Annotated in this window: 21 protein-coding genes and 1 pseudogene; 10 read left to right on the top strand and 12 right to left on the bottom strand. The window is 60.8% G+C overall.

Translation table 11 applies throughout. The annotated features are described in order from the left end of the window. Positions 1–28: 28 nt before the first annotated feature. From NKI22_RS27785 to NKI22_RS27765, 5 genes are all read right to left on the bottom strand, one after another. Positions 29–1,549 carry a trimethylamine methyltransferase family protein gene (locus NKI22_RS27785; RefSeq protein ID WP_352815224.1) on the bottom strand — a complete coding sequence of 507 codons (1,521 nt, stop codon included), beginning with the start codon at positions 1,547–1,549 and terminating at the stop codon, positions 29–31. Between the two features lie 379 nt (positions 1,550–1,928). After that, positions 1,929–2,186, bottom strand: a complete 258-nt coding sequence (locus NKI22_RS27780) for a pyocin activator PrtN family protein (protein ID WP_352815226.1) — start codon at positions 2,184–2,186, stop codon at positions 1,929–1,931. A gap of 546 nt (positions 2,187–2,732) precedes the next feature. Continuing rightward, positions 2,733–3,281: a transmembrane anchor protein gene (locus NKI22_RS27775; RefSeq protein WP_502897721.1), complete on the bottom strand. Its 549-nt coding sequence runs from the start codon at positions 3,279–3,281 to the stop codon at positions 2,733–2,735. 133 nt (positions 3,282–3,414) lie between these two features. Continuing rightward, entirely contained in the window at positions 3,415–4,083 is a 669-nt protein-coding gene (locus NKI22_RS27770) for a HupE/UreJ family protein (protein ID WP_352815230.1), read from the bottom strand. Between the two features lie 114 nt (positions 4,084–4,197). Then, positions 4,198–4,587, bottom strand: a complete 390-nt coding sequence (locus tag NKI22_RS27765) for a hypothetical protein (RefSeq protein ID WP_352815232.1) — start codon at positions 4,585–4,587, stop codon at positions 4,198–4,200. A 102-nt stretch (positions 4,588–4,689) separates the two neighbouring features. Between NKI22_RS27765 and NKI22_RS27760 the strand changes: the two genes are divergently transcribed. Genes NKI22_RS27760 through NKI22_RS27750 form a run of 3 tightly spaced genes read left to right on the top strand, consistent with a single transcriptional unit; the run spans position 4,690 to position 6,792 of the window. Then, positions 4,690–4,971, top strand: coding sequence for a metal-sensing transcriptional repressor (locus NKI22_RS27760; protein ID WP_352815234.1), 282 nt, complete (start codon positions 4,690–4,692; stop codon positions 4,969–4,971). A 12-nt stretch (positions 4,972–4,983) separates the two neighbouring features. Further along, positions 4,984–6,309 (top strand): cation diffusion facilitator family transporter, encoded by a 1,326-nt coding sequence (locus NKI22_RS27755; RefSeq protein WP_352815236.1) that lies wholly within the window; start codon positions 4,984–4,986, stop codon positions 6,307–6,309. A 48-nt stretch (positions 6,310–6,357) separates the two neighbouring features. Then, the gene (locus NKI22_RS27750; protein WP_352815238.1) at positions 6,358–6,792 is read left to right on the top strand and encodes a YqaA family protein; all 435 of its coding nucleotides are present in this window, start codon (positions 6,358–6,360) and stop codon (positions 6,790–6,792) included. Between the two features lie 88 nt (positions 6,793–6,880). Here the strand turns inward: NKI22_RS27750 and NKI22_RS27745 are convergent, their stop codons facing one another. The 3 genes and pseudogenes from NKI22_RS27745 to NKI22_RS27735 form a co-directional block, all read right to left on the bottom strand. Next, on the bottom strand, positions 6,881–7,882 hold the full coding sequence (locus tag NKI22_RS27745) for a YncE family protein (protein WP_352815240.1): 1,002 nt from the start codon (positions 7,880–7,882) through the stop codon (positions 6,881–6,883). 11 nt (positions 7,883–7,893) lie between these two features. Further along, complete coding sequence (locus tag NKI22_RS27740; RefSeq protein WP_352815241.1) at positions 7,894–8,796, bottom strand: DUF1259 domain-containing protein; 903 nt, start codon at positions 8,794–8,796, stop codon at positions 7,894–7,896. A gap of 96 nt (positions 8,797–8,892) precedes the next feature. Continuing rightward, positions 8,893–10,171: pseudogene (locus NKI22_RS27735) on the bottom strand (cytochrome b). 113 nt (positions 10,172–10,284) lie between these two features. Between NKI22_RS27735 and NKI22_RS27730 the strand changes: the two are divergent. From NKI22_RS27730 to NKI22_RS27720, 3 genes are all read left to right on the top strand, one after another. After that, the gene (locus NKI22_RS27730) at positions 10,285–11,262 is read left to right on the top strand and encodes a chromate resistance protein ChrB domain-containing protein (protein ID WP_352815243.1); all 978 of its coding nucleotides are present in this window, start codon (positions 10,285–10,287) and stop codon (positions 11,260–11,262) included. Positions 11,263–11,270: 8 nt separating this feature from the next. Next, positions 11,271–12,686, top strand: a complete 1,416-nt coding sequence (gene chrA / locus NKI22_RS27725; protein WP_352815245.1) for a chromate efflux transporter — start codon at positions 11,271–11,273, stop codon at positions 12,684–12,686. Positions 12,687–12,788: 102 nt separating this feature from the next. After that, a complete protein-coding gene (locus tag NKI22_RS27720) occupies positions 12,789–13,997 on the top strand; it encodes an MFS transporter (protein WP_352815385.1) in 1,209 nt (402 codons plus the stop codon). Between the two features lie 70 nt (positions 13,998–14,067). Here the strand turns inward: NKI22_RS27720 and NKI22_RS27715 are convergent, their stop codons facing one another. Further along, complete coding sequence (locus NKI22_RS27715) at positions 14,068–14,661, bottom strand: TetR/AcrR family transcriptional regulator (RefSeq protein WP_352815247.1); 594 nt, start codon at positions 14,659–14,661, stop codon at positions 14,068–14,070. Positions 14,662–14,808: 147 nt separating this feature from the next. Here NKI22_RS27715 and NKI22_RS27710 point away from each other — a divergent pair, with 147 nt between their 5' ends. The 4 genes from NKI22_RS27710 to NKI22_RS27695 all read left to right on the top strand — a co-directional run bounded on the left by NKI22_RS27710 (position 14,809) and on the right by NKI22_RS27695 (position 17,845). Further along, positions 14,809–15,684 (top strand): class I SAM-dependent methyltransferase, encoded by an 876-nt coding sequence (locus NKI22_RS27710; protein ID WP_352815249.1) that lies wholly within the window; start codon positions 14,809–14,811, stop codon positions 15,682–15,684. Between the two features lie 178 nt (positions 15,685–15,862). After that, a complete protein-coding gene (locus NKI22_RS27705; protein ID WP_352815250.1) occupies positions 15,863–16,390 on the top strand; it encodes a hypothetical protein in 528 nt (175 codons plus the stop codon). An 81-nt stretch (positions 16,391–16,471) separates the two neighbouring features. After that, positions 16,472–17,116 carry a DUF1007 family protein gene (locus NKI22_RS27700; RefSeq protein WP_352815252.1) on the top strand — a complete coding sequence of 215 codons (645 nt, stop codon included), beginning with the start codon at positions 16,472–16,474 and terminating at the stop codon, positions 17,114–17,116. A gap of 15 nt (positions 17,117–17,131) precedes the next feature. Then, a complete protein-coding gene (locus tag NKI22_RS27695) occupies positions 17,132–17,845 on the top strand; it encodes a nickel/cobalt transporter (protein ID WP_352815254.1) in 714 nt (237 codons plus the stop codon). A gap of 86 nt (positions 17,846–17,931) precedes the next feature. On the opposite strand, the gene NKI22_RS27690 is transcribed toward NKI22_RS27695, so the two are convergent. The 3 genes from NKI22_RS27690 to NKI22_RS27680 all read right to left on the bottom strand — a co-directional run bounded on the left by NKI22_RS27690 (position 17,932) and on the right by NKI22_RS27680 (position 20,253). After that, entirely contained in the window at positions 17,932–18,624 is a 693-nt protein-coding gene (locus tag NKI22_RS27690; protein ID WP_352815256.1) for an amino acid ABC transporter permease, read from the bottom strand. Between the two features lie 18 nt (positions 18,625–18,642). Beyond that, complete coding sequence (locus NKI22_RS27685) at positions 18,643–19,350, bottom strand: amino acid ABC transporter permease (RefSeq protein ID WP_352815257.1); 708 nt, start codon at positions 19,348–19,350, stop codon at positions 18,643–18,645. Between the two features lie 75 nt (positions 19,351–19,425). Beyond that, positions 19,426–20,253 carry an amino acid ABC transporter substrate-binding protein gene (locus NKI22_RS27680; RefSeq protein WP_352815259.1) on the bottom strand — a complete coding sequence of 276 codons (828 nt, stop codon included), beginning with the start codon at positions 20,251–20,253 and terminating at the stop codon, positions 19,426–19,428. Position 20,254 lies beyond the last annotated feature (1 nt).

Here is a 20,254-nt window from a genome sequence, read left to right as displayed (position 1 = left end):
TTTTCAAAGAGCGCGAGGAAGCAAGCATCTAGCGCAGGGCTTCGAGTTCGATCTTGCGCCCAGCGACATAGTCCTCGAGCTCTTCGATCACTGCCGGGTCGATGGCGGGCGCCTCATACTCGTTGACCATCTGCTTCCAGATGCCGTTGGCGCGGCGGGCGGCGTCGGGGCTGCCCTTGTCCTGCCAGTTCTCGAAGTTCGACCAATCGGAAACCAGCGGCTTGTAGAAGGCGTTCTCGTAGCGCGCCAGCGTGTGCGCCGTACCGAAGAAGTGGCCGCCGGGACCGACCTCCTTGATCGAGTCCAGGCCGATCGTATCGGCGCTGACGGTGAGTGGCGTCATCCAGGCGCACATCATGCGCACCATCTCGATGTCGAGGATGAATTTCTCGTAGGAGCCGACCAGGCCGCCCTCCAGCCAGCCGGCCCCATGATTGAAGACGCTGGCGTGGCCGGTCAGCGCTCCCCACAGCGACATCATGGATTCATAGGCCGCTTGCGCGTCGGGGGCGTTCGATGCGTTCACGTTGGACGAGCGCCACGGCAAGCCATAGCGGCGCGCCATCTGGCCGGTGGCCTGCGCGCCGAGCGTGAATTCGGGCGTGCCGAAGGCCGGCGACCCGGTCTTCATGTCGGCGTTGCAGATGAAGCCGCCGTAGATGTAAGGGCAACCGGGACGGATGATCTGGGTCAGCGCGCAGCAGGCGAGAGTCTCGGCGTTCTGCATGACCAGCGCACCGGCAACCGTCGCCGGCGCCATCGCGCCGGCCAGGCCGAAGGGTGTAACGCAGACGACCTGACCCAGCCGCGCATATTCGATGACGCCTTGCGCGATCTCGCCGTCGAGCACCAGCGGGGTATTGGTGTTGGTGTTGATGAAGAACACCGGGTTGGCGGCAAGGCTGTCCTCGTCTTCGCCGTACCAGATCTTGGCCATTTCGATGGCGTCGCGGGCACGGTGGCGACCGATGGTCAGCGGCTTCCATGGCTTGTCCGACAGCTTGCAGCAGGCCAGGTAGAAATCGAGATAGCGAGTGTCGGCCGGCAGGTCCTGGGCCTCGACGCTGGTGCCGCCCTCGATCTGCAGCACGTCTGTCATATGCGTCATCTTCAGGAAATTTTCCTGATCGCGAAACGTGCCGGCGCGGCGGCCGTGATCGAGATCGGACACGAAAGGCGGGCCGCTCACCGCTGTGAAGGCAACCTGGCCTTGGCCCATGAAAAGCTTTTTTGCCGGGTCGCGGCCACGCACCGTTACGACCGGCGGCGCCTTGGAGACCAGTGCCAGCAGGCCCTCGCGATCGAAGACGACTCGCTCGGTTGCGTGATCGACGGCAAAGCCGGCGCTGGCAAATAGTTTACGTGCCTCTTCGTCCTGGATGCGCATGCCGACATCCTCGAGCACTGACATGGAGGCATCGTGGATTGTCTCGACCTGCTCCTCAGTCAGAACCTCGGTAGGGGCATGGGGATTGCGGAGCTGCAGCCACTCCCTGGAGAAATCCAGCCTGCCGTCGCGCACCCTGCGCACTCTGGCCGTCGTTCGCATGCCTGCCCCGCAGAGGTTCGATCTTCGGCGGCCAGTTGAGGAAGTTTGGCCGCGAACGGCAATTGAAAACGTTTCAGCCGGCAATGAGTGAATTTCGTCGCTGGGCAGCGATACGCGCCTCGCGTTCGCTCTTGACGAATTTTAACAGAGCAGCAGCGATGAACGCTCCCTGCAGGCGTTCTGCTGCGCGGTTCTCATATGATCCATTCATCGACGTGCCCGAGAACTTTTCGATATTCGATAGGTGTACGACTGGATCGGAACGACCGCTTCTCCTCGACAGCTGCCATCCACATACTAAATATACTAAATGCTGAATGGCAGCTCTTGGGCGCGAAGCGGACGCTTCGTCAGCACCACATCTGCATTTTCCAACCGCTCATCTGGGAAGCTCCCTCTGGGCCACCTGTCTGCGCCTATCGATGTAGTCCGCCAAATCCTGCAAATGGACACCCTTGGCGCATTTCTGACTTGTTTCTATTCGCATGAGCGGCAGGGCGATGTCGCCTGAACTGAGCTTGCGAAGAAATTTCGGGAGCGTCAGGTGCGAAAAGAAATCGCGACGGACCTCATCGAGCGGAATGATGGCCTTACCATTGTATTGTGCCATCAGCAGAAAAGCGGTGCTGAGGGACATTGATGGTTACGCTTTGAAAAATAGAATGAAATGAGTCACATATCATACAGGCCGGCAATGTCAGTCTGTCCAATCTCAGCGTGGTTTAAAAACAGTGGATAAATGATTGAAAAATATAGAAAATTAGCCGTTGCTCCGATGATGGACTGGACGGACGTCGCGAAAACCAACGTATATTCAACAACTAAGAGGTATCAATTCCTCAGAGTTGTACTGTTGTTGTACTCGTTCCGGAAGTCCGGAACGCATAGGCAAAAACCGGGCGCATTTCGGGGAAGGGGGCAGGAATGGCGGATGGGAGGCAGCATCCTAACGGTCATCTAGGGATTGCTGAACTCCAGGCGCAACGAAGCCACGGGAGCGCTAGCTACTTTGGAAGGCGCGTACTTCAGACAGTGCGATTTCGCGCCGCTTATCGGGGTGAAGCGAGGTCCTGGAGATGAACGCCTTTCCGAGCGACCGATGATGTGGCTTGTGCGCCGGCTGCAATGACGGCGCGCCACTTATCCGGCGCCAAACGGCGCCGGATAAGACGTGCCGTATCGGTCACATCATGCGTTTGATGTCGGTGTAGGCGCCATTGGTCTTAAGCGTCACGGTAACGTCGGCATCGGTACGGTTGCGCCAGAACCAGCCGTGATTACCGTCAAAGGCTGCTTCAAGTACGCCCTCGTCCTCTGCAACCCCGCGCCCCTTCTCGTATGAGATGTTTTCGCCGCCGCCGTCACCATGGGTGTCGAAGTTCACCGCCGCGCCATTGGCCGTCCAAGAGTAGTTTGCCTGTGCGCCCTTGGCCATGACGAGCTTGATCTCAGCTCCCTCGCCGGGCTTCAGGATGACCGACATTTCGTCCGTCCGGAGTTCCTGGGCAGAGGCGGAACCAATCACCAGTTCAGCGAAGACGCGCTCCAGAAGACTCGACTGCTGATCTTGGCTTGGCACTGCGGTCGGAGTGCCGTTTTGCAGTTCGCGAAGGCGGTCCCGCTCGGCTTCTTCGGCGAGTTGTGTCTTGATCTCGCCCATCTCGGTGAGATCGAACGCTCGCCCAACGCCGGTCGGATCGATGGCGTATTCGGCCGGCAGCACGATGGTCACAAGGATGGCCGCTGCCGCGAGAATGGCGATGACGGCAGAGCGAAGGAGTTGCCTAGATGTCGGCAGTTCGGCGCGGGTCGGGATGTCGGTATTGTACATAAGGGGAATTCCTTTTTTGGATCTTTTTGGAGGTTCAGGAGACGACCCAGCCGGTGAGCTGATAGCCGATCAGCACAAACCCGGCGGTCATCATGATGGTGTTGGCGGTGTATGCGTGGCGCCAGAAACTGTCGGTCCGGCGCCAGTAGCCCATGACAATAAGGATGGCAGCGAGCGCCAGGAGTTGGCCAATCTCGACGCCGACATTGAAGGCGAGGAGGTTCGGGACGAGACCGTCGGGCGAGATGTCGTACTCGATGATCTTCGTCGATAGGCCGAAGCCGTGGAAGAAGCCGAAGATCAGGGTCGCGATCTTGGTGTTCGGCTGGAAGCCGAGCCAGCGCTGGTAGGCGCCCATATTGTCGAGCGCCTTGTAGACGACCGAGAGACCAATGATTGCGTCGATGATGTAGCTGTTGATCCCGACGTTGAAATAGACGCCGAGCAGCATGGTCGTGGAATGGCCGAGCGCGAATAGGCTCACATAGATGCCGATGTGCTTCATCCGGTAGAGGAAGAAGATCACGCCGAACAGGAACAGGATGTGGTCGTATCCCGTCACCATGTGCTTGGCGCCGAGATAGATGAAGGGCAGCCGATTGATGCCCGTGATCTCCTGGACATAGCCCTTGTCGCCTTCGGCCACGGCATGGGCGAAGGCAGCCCCACCAAGCAGTGGGAGGGTCAGGAGAGCAATGAGCATAGGAAGGGCCAACCGCCAGCGCGCGCAAGGCGTGCGTGGCGGACCCTCGTAGAAGGATCCTTGCATGAGAATTCCAATCGTCGTCGTTGAAGATGGCCGCGCGTGCGGCCGCGATCATGCGATGACGATCTGCCTGGGAGGGCACTCAAGCCGGAAACGGATTTCCAGATCGGCAAACGAAGGCGGGTAAACCAGCCAGCTCCGGCCTATCGGCGGAGCTGGCTGCGCGAAGCCCGGAAGCGTGCTCGCCGTCTCATGGGTGTGGTCGGCCGGATTGTGGCCGTGGGTATGACTAAAGCTCTGCTTATCGGCTTCGCCATCGTCATGGCTGTGGCCATGTATTTCGATCTGCGCTGCCAGCTCGGCGTGACGCGCTGCCTCGGCGGCAGCCAGCGCAATCGGGCTATGCGAGGCCGAACTACCCATTGGGGACAGCAGCACGCCGAGCGCCATCGCAAAAGCGATGACTAGGCGAAAGGCTGTGCTGTGGACCCAGTTCGACATGCTTAACGAGTATTCTCTAAAATCTTAACGAATGGTTGCGCGCACCAGAATCGAGGCCGCTTGGAGGCTTGTAATATCCTCTCCAGGGGATAGCATCAAGACATGAACGAGCGTCCGCACATTCACGAAACCCATCCCGACATCATCAAGCGGCTGAAGCGCGCCGACGGCCATCTGCGCGGGATCGTCGAGATGATCGAGGCCGGCCGATCGTGCCTCGACATCGCCCAGCAACTGCATGCCGTCGAGAAGGCCATCTCCCAGGCCAAGAAGACGCTGATCCAGGATCACCTCAACCATTGCCTGGAGGACGTCGTCGGACCGCTGGCGCGCGAGCAGCGCCGCTCGATCGACGAGTTCAAGGACATTACCAAGTACCTGTGAGAGACGCCCGTCATGGACAAGATACGCGACTGGTTCGGGTTCGGCCCGGCAGCCCAGGGCTTCGGCGGGCATGGCCATGACCATGGCGAGGGCGGGCACGGCCACACGCATGGCGTGGTCGACCCCACCATCGCGACGACGACCCGCGGCATCTGGGCGATCAAATGGTCGTTCGTCGTACTGGCTATCACATCAGCTTCGCAACTGGTCATTGTGTTCTTCTCGGGCAGCGTGGCGCTGCTTGCGGACACCATCCACAATGTCGGCGACGCGGTCACCGCCATCCCACTCTGGATCGCCTTCATGCTGGCAAGGCGCAAGCCGAGCAAGACCTTCACCTATGGCCTTGGCCGCGTCGAGGACCTCGCCGGCATCATCATCGTCCTGATCATCCTGTTCAGCGCCATCGTCGCCGGCTACGAGGCGATCGACAGGCTTATCAATCCCAAGCCGATCGCATTTCTTGGTTGGGTCGCCATCGCCGGCCTCATCGGCTTCGTGGGTAATGAAGCCGTGGCCGTGTTTCGGATACGTGTCGGCCGCGAGATCAACAGCGCGGCGCTAATCGCGGATGGCTACCATGCCCGCACGGATGGGTTCACCAGCCTTGCGGTGGTCCTTGGCGCCATCGGCGTGTGGCTCGGCTTCCCGCTCGCCGACCCGATCATCGGCCTTTTGATCACGGTGGCGATCTTCGCCATCGTCTGGCAGTCGTCGAAGGCGGTGCTGACACGGATGCTGGACGGCGTCGAGCCCGGAATCGTCGAGGAAATCCATCATGCGGGCCGAGCATGTGCGGGCATCGAGCGGATCGCCCAGGTGCAGGCGCGCTGGATCGGTCATCGCCTGCATGCCGATGTCGCCATCAAGGTAGCCGACACCGCGACCGCGAAGGACGTGGTCGGCATCACCGAAGCCCTGAGAGGGGAACTGTTCGATCACTTGCCGGCGCTCTCGGAGGCCAACATCCGCCTGGAAGGCGAGGGCGGGCCAGTGGCAGAGAGTTCCGGCCATGCCCACCACGCGCCCGACCCCTTCAAGGTCGCCTGCGATCTGGCCACGGGGACGCTCGAGATCGTCGACACGCCCGCCGGCGAGCGCATGCGCCTCACGATCGACCAACATTCCGACGAACTTGAAGCAACCGTGATCATCGAGCGACCCGAGGGACGCGAGAGGCTGCCGCTCGATCCTGTCGCAGGCGATCACCACCGCCTCGAGAGCAGCGTCGCCCCGGCCGAGCCGCACGAGTTCGAGGCAAAGCTGATCCTGACCGCCAAGGGCAGGGAACAGATCCTCCCGTTCAAGATGGTCGAGCCGGAAGGCCACCATCACTAGGCCGGGGACGACTTTGCGCGACTTGAAGCGTTCGCGTGACGCGGGGCGATGACAGATCTTGCCGCTTATGCCGCTCTGTTCCTCGCGGCCTTCATCGCCGCGACGATCTTGCCGATGCAGTCGGAAGCAGTGCTCGTCGGGCTGCTGCTCGCAGATTATTCGCCTTGGCTTGTCATTGCTGTTGCCAGCGTCGGCAACGTGCTTGGCTCGGTAGTCAACTGGCTGCTCGGGCGAGGCATCGAGCGTTTTCGTGATCGGCCATGGTTCCCGGTGGACGAAACAGGGCTCGCCCGCGCGCAGCAATGGTATCGTCGTTACGGAAAATGGTCGCTTCTGCTGAGCTGGGTGCCCGTCATAGGTGATCCTCTGACGGTCGTTGCGGGCGTCATGCGCGAACCGTTTCTCGTATTCCTCCTGATCGTCGCCATCGCCAAGATCGGCCGATACCTTGTCCTTGCCGCTCTAACGCTCAACATGATCTGACCTCATGGGCCGGGCCGAGATGCACCGAACACGATAGCCATCTCGACACCACACACGCCTCGCCAATACCGTTGAGGGCTGATCGCCATCATGGCGAAGGGCGAAATACGAGGATAGCAGCCTCGGATCCAAGCCATCCAGCACGCACGGCAACAAAAAGACGATCGAGTTCCGGCATGAAGAGCGAGGTCCGAGCTCCGCTCGATGTTACCACACGTCCGGCCAGTCCGATCCCTTCGGGGCTGCGCTGCATAATGTCGATCGTGCCATCTCCGCAGCTCACGTAAATTCGATCGCGCTTGCGGTCGAAGAAAACATCGTCAGCATCGCCGCAGGTATCGAGGCTCGCCGTTACCGCGCCAGTTGCCGTATCCAGCAGGGCAAGCTTTGCCGGACTGCGGAACACAATTGCAAGCTGTCTACCCGTGCTGTCGAGCGCCATCGGAAAATTCGAAGCCAAGCCTGGTGTTTTCCAGGCCCCCACCTGCTTGCGCGATTTGAGGTCGATGACGGCAATCTGCCCAGCGTCCGGCACATTCGCGAACACGCGGTCCGTTTTCGCGTCGACCTGAAAGCTTTCGGGATGGCCGGCCAGTCTTATGTCTTCGAGCTCTGATCGGGTCACCGGATCGAGGATGGCCAATCCGCCATCGCCATACCCGACAAAGACATGGCCGGAAGACGGATCGCTGCGGACATTGTCCGCATCGCTGCCGAGAGCAGCGGTTCCCAGTGACGACAGATCACCGGCGCGTAAAAACCGAACGGACCCGTCACCGCCATTGGCGACGACAATCACGTCCTGATCGGCAAGATATGCGACGCCCTGCGGCTCATTCAGTCCGTTGACTCTCTGGGAGACTTTCCCGGTCTGAAGGTCGACTGCATCTACGCTGTCATTGCCAAGTTCGGCGACGAACAGTCGTCCCCCAACTCGATCGAACGCCATATGATCGATGCGGCCCCGGACGTTTTCGAGCGGGATTGTTCGCTCGAGGATCAGAGGCGGCTCCGCCGCAGCCGGGCCGACTGAGCATACGATCAGGGAGATCGTGGCGATGAGCCCAAGGGCCACACTGACGGCGCGCACTGGACCCGACCCTAGCTGTTCGCGAGATTCATCTTGTCGAGAGCCGCCTTGAGGCCGCGCGCAAGCTTGGCGGCGTCGTCATTAGCCCAGAAATGCATGAAGAAGAGCCGCGGCTGCTCATCGATCATGTGGCTATGCAGTGCCGTGATCTCGATGCGGCTGCCTTGCAGGGCTTTGATGACTGGATTGACCTCCGATGAGATCAGTACAAAATCGCCCGTGATCGCCGCCTTGCCTCCTCCGGTCGGCTGGAAGTTGATGGCAATGGCGGTACCCATCGACACTGGGACCGTCATGCCGCCGTCCGTGATCGTTTCGGCTCGTGGGATGGTGAACTGATAAACCCCGCCATTGGCCTTTCCTTTATGACCAATGGCCTGGTCGACGGCCGCCGTGTCGAACTCGATCTGCTGGGCGGCGGGTTGCGGCTGTGCGGCACCGGACGCGGCATTCTCCATCGGTGTCTTGCTCAGCGCCAATCCCGCATGAAGCGCTGTGGCGAGCGTGACCGGGTCGCCCTGACCCAAGACATGCATGTAGAGGGTCATTGGCTCAGAGCGCAGCAGATGGTTGTGCAGCGCAGTGATCTCGATCCCACCTTCTTGAAGCTTCTTCATGACCGGGTTCACCTCGTCCTGCGTCAGAACGATGTCACCCATGACCATTGCCTGATTCCCCATTGGTTCGAACGCTATCCATCCTCCGAGGGCAAATCCTGGCTTCAGCGGTACGCCATCGAGCGATACTTTCAGGTCGGTTCGTGGCAAGCCAACTCTATAGACGCCGTCGGACTGCGTGGTCCCTCCTTTGCCGAGCGCCTTTCCGACCTGGCTCCAATCAGGATTGGCGGCGAACGAAGGGGTGATGAAAGTTGCGGCAGCAATGAGAACTGCCAGGCGGGTCGGTAGTGTCATAGTGATATTCCTCTTTTCTTCACTGCGAATTGACCGGAGTTGGTTCTGCCGTCGCCGTGCCACCAGAGACAGGTGCGATGTTCGACGGCTGGATGGTTACGGCGTATCTGCCATTACCCGCGCTGTCGCAGGATGCGCGCCGCCCTTCGGCAGGACTGCCGAGACGATACTGGTCGGGAGCGGCAGCGGCCGCTCGAAGATGCCGAGGAGCGGCATCACGATCAGGAAATGGAAGAAGTAATAGAGTGTGCCGACGCGGCCGATGAGAACGAAAAGGCCCTCCGGCTTGTTGGCGCCGACCCAGCCCAAAACGATGACGTCGATGACCAGGAGCCAGAAGATCCACTTGTAGATTGGCCGGAAGCGGGCACTGCGGACCCTTGATATATCCAGCCAGGGCAGGATGAAGAGGACACCGACGGCCGAGAACATGGCGATGACGCCAGCAAGCTTGTTCGGGATCGAGCGCAGAATTGCGTAGAACGGCAGGAAATACCATTGCGGCACGACCTCGGCGGGCGTTCGCAGTGGATTGGCCGGTATGAAGGCGTCGGCGGAATTCAGATAGTTCGGCAGGTAGAAGACGAAGAAGGCGAACACCAGGAGGAAAGCCGCCAAGCCGAGCAGGTCCTTGACCGTGTAGTAGGGGTGGAAGGGGATGCTGTCTCCCGGCCCGTTGCGGTCGATGCCGAGCGGATTGTTGGAACCGTGCCGATGCAATGCGACGAGATGCAGCATCACGACGCCGACGATAACGAACGGCAGGAGGTAGTGCAGGGCATAGAAGCGCTGCAGCGTCGGATTGTCGACGGAGAATCCGCCCCAAAGCCACGTGACGATGCTCTCACCAACTACCGGAATTGCAGAGAACAGGTTGGTGATCACCGTTGCGCCCCAAAACCCCATCTGGCTCCATGGCAGGACATAGCCAAAGAAGACGGTCGCCATCATCAGCAGCAGGATGACGACTCCCAGCATCCACAACAGCTCTCGCGGCGCCTTGTATGACCCGTAGTAAAGGCCGCGAAAAATATGGATGTAGGTCGCGATGAAGAAGAACGATGCGCCGTTCAGGTGGATGTAACGGATCATCCATCCGTAATTTACATCGCGCATGATGTGCTCGACGGAGCCGAAAGCGAGGTTCGAATCCGCTGTGTAGTGCATGGCGAGCAACGCCGGTGAAGATCATGACGACCAGCATGAACCCGGCCAACGAACCGAAATTCCACAGGTAGTTCAGATTTCTTGGCGTCGGATAGTCGTTCAATTCATGATTGACGAAGGTGAAAATCGGCAATCGATAGTCAATCCACTTTACGACGCGGCTGCTTGGCTGACGGCCTGCGACGTCCTCATTCGATTGGTCTACCATTCTTCGTCTCCGCTCAAGCCGCCGCCGGCCCATCCGTGAGGAGGCGAACGCTATGCTCAAACGAAAAATGATACAAGTGTTGCATTCGGCTCTGTCCATGATACGGTTCACTTATGAGTGAAGGGGAATCGCAGGAGCAGCGCTGGCTGCTCCTGATCCATCAGCTGCCAAGCAAGCCCGCCTATTTCCGGGTGAAGATCTGGCGACGGTTGCAAGGCATCGGCGCGGTCGCAGTCAAAAGCACCGTTTACGCCCTCCCGGCCAATGCCGAGATGCAGGAGGATTTCGAATGGCTTCTCAAGGAGATCGTCGCTGGCGGCGGCGAGGCCATGATGTGCGAGGCACGCCTTGTCGACGGTCTATCGGACGCCCAGGTCCGGGCGATGTTCGATGCCGTTCGTGACGCCGACTATGCGGAGATCGTCAAGGAGGCACGCGATCTGGCCGCAGCGATCAAGGCCGGCGCGACATCGGAAAAACATGCGGAAGCGCGTTCGCAGCTCGGCCGCTTGCGCAAACGGCTCGCCGAGGTCGTGGCGATCGACTTTTTTGGCGCCACCGATCGCCTCGCCGTCGAGGGTCTGATCGCCGAGCTCGAGACACAGCTTATAGAGGACAAGGCCATGACCAAGGAACCGAAAAAGGCGGCCGAGCCGAGCGAGCTCAAGGGCCGAATCTGGGTCACGCGCCGGGACGTGCATGTCGACCGCATCGCCTGCAGCTGGTTGATCCGTCGCTTCATCGATGCCGATGCAACGATCCGCTTCGTGGCCGGAAAAGGATACGTGCCGAAGGAGGGTGAATTGCGCTTCGACATGTTCGAGGGCGAAATCACCCATGAGGGCGACCGCTGCAGCTTCGAGGTTCTGCTTGGCCGCAGTGGCATAGTCGATCCGGCGCTGCAGGCCATCGCTGAGGTCGTACACGATATCGATCTCAAGGACGGCAAGTTCGGTCGCGAGGAAACCACCGGCATCGCCAGCCTGATCTCCGGTATCGCCATGGCGAACGCGGGCGACGAGCAACGGATCGCCGAGGGCGCTTCGGTGTTCGACAACCTCTATCGATATTTCCGTTCGAAACGCGGGTGATCCGAGCCATGGCCAATGCTGAGAGCACCATGACGGCGTCAAACCGACCAAACGACACGCCCGGCCACGGCATTTCATTCGCCGAGGCCACGCGCGTCTGGGCTCGGGTCGCCGCGCTCAGCTTTGGTGGTCCCGCCGGGCAGATTGCAATGATGCACCGGATCATCGTCGAGGAAAAACGATGGATCGGCGAGACCCGGTTCCTGCATGCGCTCAACTACTGCACGCTGCTGCCCGGCCCGGAGGCGCAGCAATTGGCCATCTATATCGGCTGGCTCATGCACAAGACCAAGGGCGGCCTCGTTGCGGGAATCCTGTTCGTGCTGCCCGGGGCGATCGCCATCATGGTTCTGAGCTGGATCTACGCCATCTTCGGCAACGTTGGCGCCGTTCAAGCCCTCTTCTTCGGTCTGAAGGCGGCGGTCCTCGCGATCGTTCTCGAAGCGGTCTTGCGGATCGGCAGGCGGGCACTGAAGAACAATGTCATGGTCGGACTCGCGGCGGCGGCCTTCGTCGCTCTCTTTTTCTTCGACGCGCCGTTTCCGCTGGTCATCTTGGTCGCGGGTATAATCGGATTCGTCGGGGGGAGAGCGGGCTGGGCCTCATTCAGCTCGGGCAACGGGCATGGCAAAGTGGGCGGCAAGCAGGTCGCCGATGCAGATACTGCACTTGGCGAAGGTGTGCCAGCACATGCACGCCCATCCATCGGCTGGTCGTTGAAGATTGCAGCGGCGTTTCTGGCGCTATGGTTCGTGCCTGTCCTGGCTCTTCTGGTGTTTCTTGGGCAGGGCAATGTCTTCACCGACATCGCCATCTTCTTCTCCAAAATGGCGATGGTCACCTTTGGCGGCGCCTATGCGGTACTCGCCTATGTCGCGCAACAGGGCGTGGATCACTATGGCTGGCTCAAGCCGGGAGAAATGCTGGACGGCCTCGGCATGGCCGAGACCACGCCTGGCCCGCTGATCATGGTCACGCAGTTTGTCGGCTACATGGGCGCGTACCGCGCGCCAGGCGTGCTTAACCCGCTGGTCGCCGGAACACTCGGCGGTCTTCTGACGACGTGGGTTACGTTCGTACCGTGCTTCCTGTGGATATTTCTTGGCGCACCTTTCATGGAGACGATGCGAACCAACAAAGCCCTGTCAGCAGCATTGTCTGCCATCACGGCGGCAGTGGTCGGTGTGATCCTGAACCTTGCGGTATGGTTCGCGCTTCACGTGCTGTTTCGCGAACTGCACAAGGTCAGCTGGCTGGGAATGACGCTGGACGTGCCCGTGTTCAACTCCCTCAACATCCCCTCGCTGGTCCTGACGCTGGGCGCACTGCTCGCGGTGTTCCGTTTCAAGATCGGGATGATCCCGGTGCTGGCGGCATGTTCTATCCTCGGCCTGCTTTATGGCGTTGCAACAGGATCGATTTAGGTTGCTCGTTGCGTGCAGCCATTTTCTGGGCAGGAGGCACCTTTGACAGCCGAGGGGCCGACGAACGCTTTGCTCGAACCACTTGCGAGGCATAGGTTTGCGCTGTTGCCTTCGGGCGCGGGGGCAGCGGCCACCTATCTGCTGGCATCGAGGGGATTGCGGGCGTTCGGCGACGGGCTCGTCAGTCTTTTGCTTCCGGCCTATCTGGCCGCGCTCGGCTTCAACGCTTTTGAGATCGGGACCTTCGCGACGGCGACGCTGGCTGGATCGGCCGCACTCACGCTCGGCGTTGGAGCTGTCGCGCACCATTTCTCGCGCCGCTCGCTGCTGATTGCAGCTGCTGTCCTCATGATCCTGACCGGGTTTGCCTTCACGCTCGTCCATGATTTCTGGCCGCTGCTCCTGGTCGCGTTCGTCGGAACGTTGAACCCATCCTCCGGCGACGTCAGCGTGTTCCTGCCGCTGGAGCATGCGGAACTCGCGCACAGTGTCACCGATCGCGACCGTACCGCGCTGTTTGCCCGCTACAGCGTTGTCGGATCGCTTATTGGGGCTGTAGGCGCTCTGGCGGCCGGGGCACCCGACCTCCTGCGGCAGCTTGTCGGCCTGGAGATCAAGCTGTCCCTGCAGCTTGCCTTCCTGCTCTATGCTCTTCTTGGGGTAGGAGCATTGTTCCTGTATCGGCGGCTGCCGGACGAATCGATCGATGCGAGCGCTGCGCCAGCGGAGCCCCTGCGCAAGTCTCGGACCATCGTCCTCACGCTGGCCGCACTCTTCAGCCTGGACGCTTTTGCGGGCGGGCTTGTGGTTCAGTCCTTGCTGGCACTGTGGCTGTATCAAACCTTCGGCCTGTCCTTGGCTGCCACGGGCGCGATTTTCTTCTGCACGGGCGTGCTCTCAGCCGTGTCATATCTGGTGGCGGTTCAAATCTCCAAGCGGATCGGACTGGTGAACACGATGGTTTTCACCCATCTGCCGTCGAGTCTTTGCCTGTTGCTTATTCCGTTCATGCACAGCCTCGCTCCGGTGATCGTCCTCCTGCTGATCCGGAGTGCACTGTCGCAGATGGACGTGCCGACCCGCACCTCTTACGTGATGGCGGTGGTTACGCCTGGCGAGCGTGCCGCAGCAGCGAGCGTCACTGCCGTCCCGCGCAGCCTCGCGTCAGCGGCGAGTCCCATGCTCGCCGGCTCACTGCTTGCCGTTTCCGGTTTCGGTTGGCCGCTGCTCATCGCGGGCGCCTTGAAAATTGTCTACGACATCCTTCTGCTCGTGACGTTCCGCAAGATTCGGCCGCCGGAGGAACGTTAGCCTCAAAAAGGATATCGCCCGAGCTTGCAACGATCGAGACGGGCGCATGATGCGGATTAGGAAGCACTTGCTAGTCTGACCGACCCGGAAGAGCTGAACCCGCCATCCGCTGGAACAGGTCGTCGACCTGCACCGGCGAAAGCCTGGCGTCCTCGGCGATCCACCAGGCAAGCACCGCGAGAAATGCTCCAGATATGAACTGGACGGCGAATTCGATCGGCACGCCTGTGTCGCCGATCCGCTCACCGGCAAGTTCCGTCCGCACGGCGCGCCGTATGCGTTCACGCAATTGGTCGTGGATCGTATCGCCGCTGCTCGAAAGCAGCGCATGGTGAAGCGACCTGAACGCCCGCGCGTGCTCGAACATTGGCAGACTGAATTCGAACAGGCGGTTGCCTGTCTTTTCGTCTGCGGACACGCGCCTGTTGAGCGACTGCAGATGCGCCTCCAGAGTCGCGCTGCGCAGTTCGTCCTTGCCGGCATAGTGGGTGTAGAAGGTCGACCTGCCGACGTTAGCCTTCTCGCAAATGTCTTCGACGGTGATGGCCGCGTAGCCGCGCTCGGGGATTAGGGCAATCAGCGCGTCCTGCAGCAGGGCACGCGTGCGCGCGACGCGCCGGTCGATGGTGCCCCTGTCGTCGGTCCGCTCGATGTTCATGGTCATTGCCCCTTGCCGCGTGCGGTTTCGGACATTCGGCGGTCCAGTGTCTGGCAACAGCATTCCCGGACACCGTGTCCAATATGATACGCCAAGTCCAGAAGCTCAATGATGTTTTGAGCGCACCGCAAACTGACGAGAGGCAAAAAGGACATGCACCAATCTGGTCATCAGGCCGGTAACGGACAGCATTCGCGAAAGCGCGTCATTGTGCTTGCCGTGCTTGTCAAACTGTCGCTGGTCGCCGGTTTCCTGCTCATGCTGCAATTCGGGGCCGGCTACCTCAATGCCGGCGCGTGGATGGGGGCGCTCCACGGCCTCATCCTCGCCGCGGTCGCGGCATTCGCGCTCTGGGGCGGCTTCCGTCACATGCGGCCTGCCGGGAACGACGCGCATGGCGCTAGCGACAAGGGCATCGGTATCGTCCTGCACAGGCCGACAGGCTATGACTTGCTTGCGCGCGTCCTGACTTGGGGCCGCGAGGACCGGTTCCGTGAATTCATGCTGCGCCTGGCAAGGCTCCAGCCTGGGGAGGCAGTGCTCGATGTCGCCTGCGGAACGGGCACGCTCGCCATTGCTGCAAGGCACCTTGTCGGCGCGGACGGACGCGTCACGGGCATCGATGCGTCAGCCGAGATGACCGAGAGGGCGCGCGACAAGGCCATCCGCGCCGGCCTCGACATGGACTTCGTCCATGCGACCGCTCAGGAAATCCCGTTCCCGGATGGACATTTCGACACCGTGATCGGAACGCTCATGCTGCATCATCTGCCGCAAACCGTTCGATCGGCCTTCTTCCGCGAAGCGAAGCGCGTGTTGAAGCCCGGCGGCCGGCTGCTGCTGATCGACTTCGGCAGGCCGCGACGCGAATCCAGAATGCCGAGGCTCCACCGGCACGGGCATATCGACATGAATGCGGTCGGCGCGCTGTTGACCGAGCGCGGGTTCAAGGTGAGCGACATCGGCGCTGTTGGGACCATGAACCTGAACTATGTTCGCGCAACGACGGACACGGTCCGGCCAGCTTGATCGCGCCATGCGACGGCCGTCGGCTCTGGCGCGCCCGCTGCCTAGGAAGACGCGCCCGTTGCGCCGCGGCACAATCGGCTCAGGCGCCGCCATTCCGCGTTGCGTGCATGGCCGGTCTGGACCTATCTTGCGGGCTCGACATCCGATCCGCAAATTGCCTCGTTACCGAGTCTGGAGAATGCCCAAGGCCTTCTTTTCCATGACGCTCGCGGCCGCATGGCTGGCATCGCCATTTGCGCATGCCGATGGCGTCGACCGGGCGCTAGATGCGTTTCACGAAACATGCTTGGCGCACGGCCCCGACTTCGAACGAACCGAGACATTGGCAAAGACGCACGGATGGACGCCACTCTCCGACGGTGCGGCACTTGCTCCTGTCCATGCCATGAAGGCGTTCCGTGGATGGCAGGTCGCCGGCGAGGACCTTCCGCCCGGAACGATGGTCGCGGTGACCAGGGCGACCATGGACGGCAGGTCCGTCCAGACCTGCTCGGTCAAACTCTTCGATGTCGACCGCACAGAATTTGAAAAACGGTTCTTCGACCGCACCGACGCCGAGAAGATCGGCGAGGAGAGGAAGGGCAGGCAGATGTCCCGGCTGTTCATACTGGTCGCGGGCAATCGCAAGCAGCTCGTGCATCTGACATCGCCTGCCGGTCGGGGCACGCCGGACGCCATCATTGCAAGTTCGATCGTCGATGACTGAAGGGCTTCCGGTCGCGTCCCAATTTAGCCTGCTTGCGCTGCCACAGGTCCGGCAGCGAAAGATATGTGAGGGGAAACGCAAATGCGCCTGACGGGCACGATTGCAGGCGCGGCACTCCTGCTCGCTTCCACTCTCGCGGCTGCTGCTCATCCGCATGTTTTTGCCGAGGCGAGGCTGGACGTAGTCGTCGGCACCGATCGGGATGTCGAGACGCTGCGGCATCTTTGGCGGTTCGACGAGCTCTTCTCCTCGACGGTGCTGATGGAGTTCGACAAGAATTCCGACCTCATCCTCGACGCCAAGGAACTCGATAAGGTCGCTCTCACCATCCACGCCTCGCTGGCCGAGTACAATTATTTCCAAATGGTCACGGTGGATGGCAAGGACGCGGCAATGGCGCCGCCGGGCAAACTCATCATAAGCTATGAAGGCAATCAGCTCGTCGTCCAGTTCGAGACGCAGCCGAAAGAGACGCTGCCGCTTGCCGGCAAGGTCAGCATCGGCGTCTATGATCCAACTTTCTACACGGCGATCGATTTCACCGACGACGACAAGCTTGCGGTGGCGGGCCTGCCGCGAGGCTGCGCACGCGCCGTCGTGCCTCCCGATCCGGACACGGCGATCGCGCAGAACCAGCAAAGCCTGACAGATGCGTTCTTCAGCGATCCGACCGGAACCGATCTCGGCAAGATTTTCGCAACCCGCCTCGAACTGACGTGCGCGTGAGGGCCGGCTCGCCTGATGTTTCAGACCCTCGTCGAATTCCAGCGCACAATCTACCTGGCGCTGGCCGAGCAGATCAAACTGCTGTCCACCGGCGGCGACTGGCTGGGTTTCATGGCGTTCCTGCCGATGGGCATACTCTTCGGCGCCGCGCATGCGCTCACACCCGGCCACAGCAAGGCGGTGCTTGCCACCTATCTCGCCGGCTCGGATGCCAAGGTGGCGCGTGGCCTCCTGGTCTCGATCACGCTCTCCGTAACCCATGTGACCATCGCGGTGGTGATTGCCGCCCTGTCCTTGCCGCTCGTCTCGATCGCCTTGGGCAGCGTCGGCCGCGCGCCGCTGCTGGAGAATGTCAGCCGCGGGCTGCTCGGACTTATCGGCCTGTGGATGATATGGCGGGCGTTAAGCCACGGGTACCACCACAAGCATGAGGGCGAGGCCGTCGGCTTCATGGCTGGCCTGATCCCGTGCCCGCTGACGCTGTTCGTGATGACCTTCGCGATTTCGCGGGGCGTTCCGGTGGCGGGCCTTCTCTTTGCCGTCACGATGATGGCCGGGGTGGCGCTGACACTGTCGACCGTCGCTGTTCTGTCGATCCTGTTTCGCGAGCGGCTGGTGCATTTTTTTGACAGCCGGCCACGCCTGTTCGGTGCCGTTTCCCGGACGATCGAAGGTGCGGCGGGACTTGCACTTGCAGGTGTCGCTGTCTGTCAGATCACATCGACCTGAGGCTCTGCACTCTCGCCATTGCTACTCGCCCCTCTCGACCTTGAGCAGGTCGATGAACGCGGACCGCAGACAGGTTGGAGGCTACCTTAGGTCCGCGCCCTAAGGACTGCTTCCACCCTGTCGGCGCCATGTGTGACAATATAGGCAATCACCATGTAGATGACGACAGCGATCAAGAAGGCTTCGAGGTAGTAAAAATTCAGCGCGGCGGTCAACTGGGACTGCGCAAAGATGTCAACGACCTCGATAGCGAATCCGAGAGAAAGCGCCTTCATGATCACCATGAACGAGTTGGCGAGGTCCGGGATTGCGGCTACGATCACCTGGGGAAGCATGACCCGCCGGAACAATTGGCTGCGTTTGTAGCCCAACGAGTAGGCCGCGTCCGCCTGACCGGTGTCAAAGGAGTTCAGGGCGCCCTTCACGACTTCCGCCTGGAAAGCGGCGACACAAGCAGTCAACGCAACGATGAGCGTGACCCAGTTAGGCGTCAAGTGACCGTTGAACTCTATTCCAACAAGCGAGGCCAGGAACTGAAGTGCCGGGGGAAGGCCGTAGTAGGCGAGGAAGATTACAATCACCATCGGGACGCCCTTGAAGGCAACCTTGTAGGCCACGACGAGTTCCCGCAGGACAGGTATCCGGCGATATTCGACCATCGCAAACAGACTACCGACGATCGTGGAAAAGACGAAGATCACCACCGCCATCAGGAGCGTGATGGGCACCGCGCCCAGAATGCTCCACAGGTCCGGGAGCAAGACTTCAATGTCGAACATGTGGTGACCCTTTCCTGATCAGACGCTTGCCATGATGGTGGTCTTCGCCGGCGCCGCTCTTGGTGCGAACTTCGAGGACCGAAGTTCGAAGAAGCGCACGACAAGCCACGCGGCCAGGCACAGCAGCGCATAGATCACCGCCAGCACGAGATAGGTTTCGAACTGATACTGGTTGTAGTCTCGCTCCATGACCAGATGCGCGGTCGCCATCACGTCCGCCGCCCCGATGTACATGACCAGCGCAACGTTGTGGATCAGGTAGATGATGGAGTTTCCGTAGCCGGGCAATGCGATGTGCACCGCCTGCGGTCCGAGGACGCGAGTGAGCTTCTGACGGAATGTGTATCCGAGACTGTCCGCCGCGTCATGCTGGCCGCGATCGACGGCCAGGTATGCCGGCCGCATGACCTCCGACAGATAACCACCATGGTAGAGGCTGAGCCCCAATATCGCAGCCACGGTGGGCGAGACGAAATCTTCGACTTCGAGCAGACCGACCACCAATGGAAGCCCGTAGAACGCGACGAACAGCTGGAGGACGACGGGGACGCTCCGGGCATAGGATACGTAGAGGTCGGCCAGGTGACTGATCACCGGTACTCTGCGCACCCGGAATGTGGTCGCGATCAGCGCCAGGCAGAAGCCGACGATCATGGCCGTGAACGTGATCGCGAGTGTCAGCGGCAACGCCTTGAGCAGTTCGGGGATCATTATGGAAAGGTCCACAGTGCAACAACTCCTTTCTTTCAGTTCCAGCCTTGATCGTCGGCAGTCCGAGAACTCGTTTCGTGCGAGCTTTCGTTACTTCATGTACGTGGTGATGTCCTCGCCGAACCATTTCTGCGAGAGCTTGGCGAGCGTGCCGTCGGCCTTGAGTTCCTTCAGTGCCTTGTCGATGTCTTCGGAGAGGGCCTTGTTTTCCTCGGAGCGATGGATCAGGACGAAGGTGTTGTTGATGGCAACGGGCTCGCTCGCCTTGATGTCGAGCTTCTGCTGGTCGATGACCGTCTGCTCGCCGAGGTTGGACGGCAGAACCAGCGCGTCGTACTTGCCGTTCTGGACCTCCTTCAGGCGATCCGGATACGGAATGCCGGCGCTGGAAGCGGTGATCTCGATCTTATAATCGGGGTTCCGTTCCTGCCACGCCGTGGCGAACTTGTAGATGCCGCCGCCGGCCGTGACGGGTACGATCTTCTTTCCGACGAGATCCTTCATCTCGTTGATGCCGCTGTCCTTTCGGCTGTAGATCTTGATCAGGCTAGCGCCAATCGGGCTCTCTGGAATAAGAAACTGCTTTTCGCGAGCGGGCGCACGGTAGTAGCCGCCGGTCGCGATGTCGTACTTGCCAGTGGCGAGGCCCGTCTCCTGAGCGATGTCGGCGGCGCCTTCCATCTCGAACTTGTACTGGGGGAGTTTCGCGTTGATGGCTTTCAGGACGTCGGGCTCGTACCCCTGCGGCTCGACGCCGATCGCGCCCCACGACAGCGGCTTGGATTCTGCCGCAGTCGCGATCTTGATGGTCCGGACGGAGTCCTGGCCATGGGATGCGCCCGCGGTTGCAAGGGCGATTGCGACGCCAGCTACGGCGAGGCCGAACCGACGGCGCGAAGTTGATCTGATAGAAGACATT

Source organism: Mesorhizobium sp. M0778, assembly GCF_040320105.1.
Classification (GTDB): Bacteria; Pseudomonadota; Alphaproteobacteria; order Rhizobiales; family Rhizobiaceae; genus Mesorhizobium.
The sequence above is the reverse complement of the archived record's forward strand: the minus strand, read 5'-3'. Positions and strand labels throughout refer to the sequence as shown.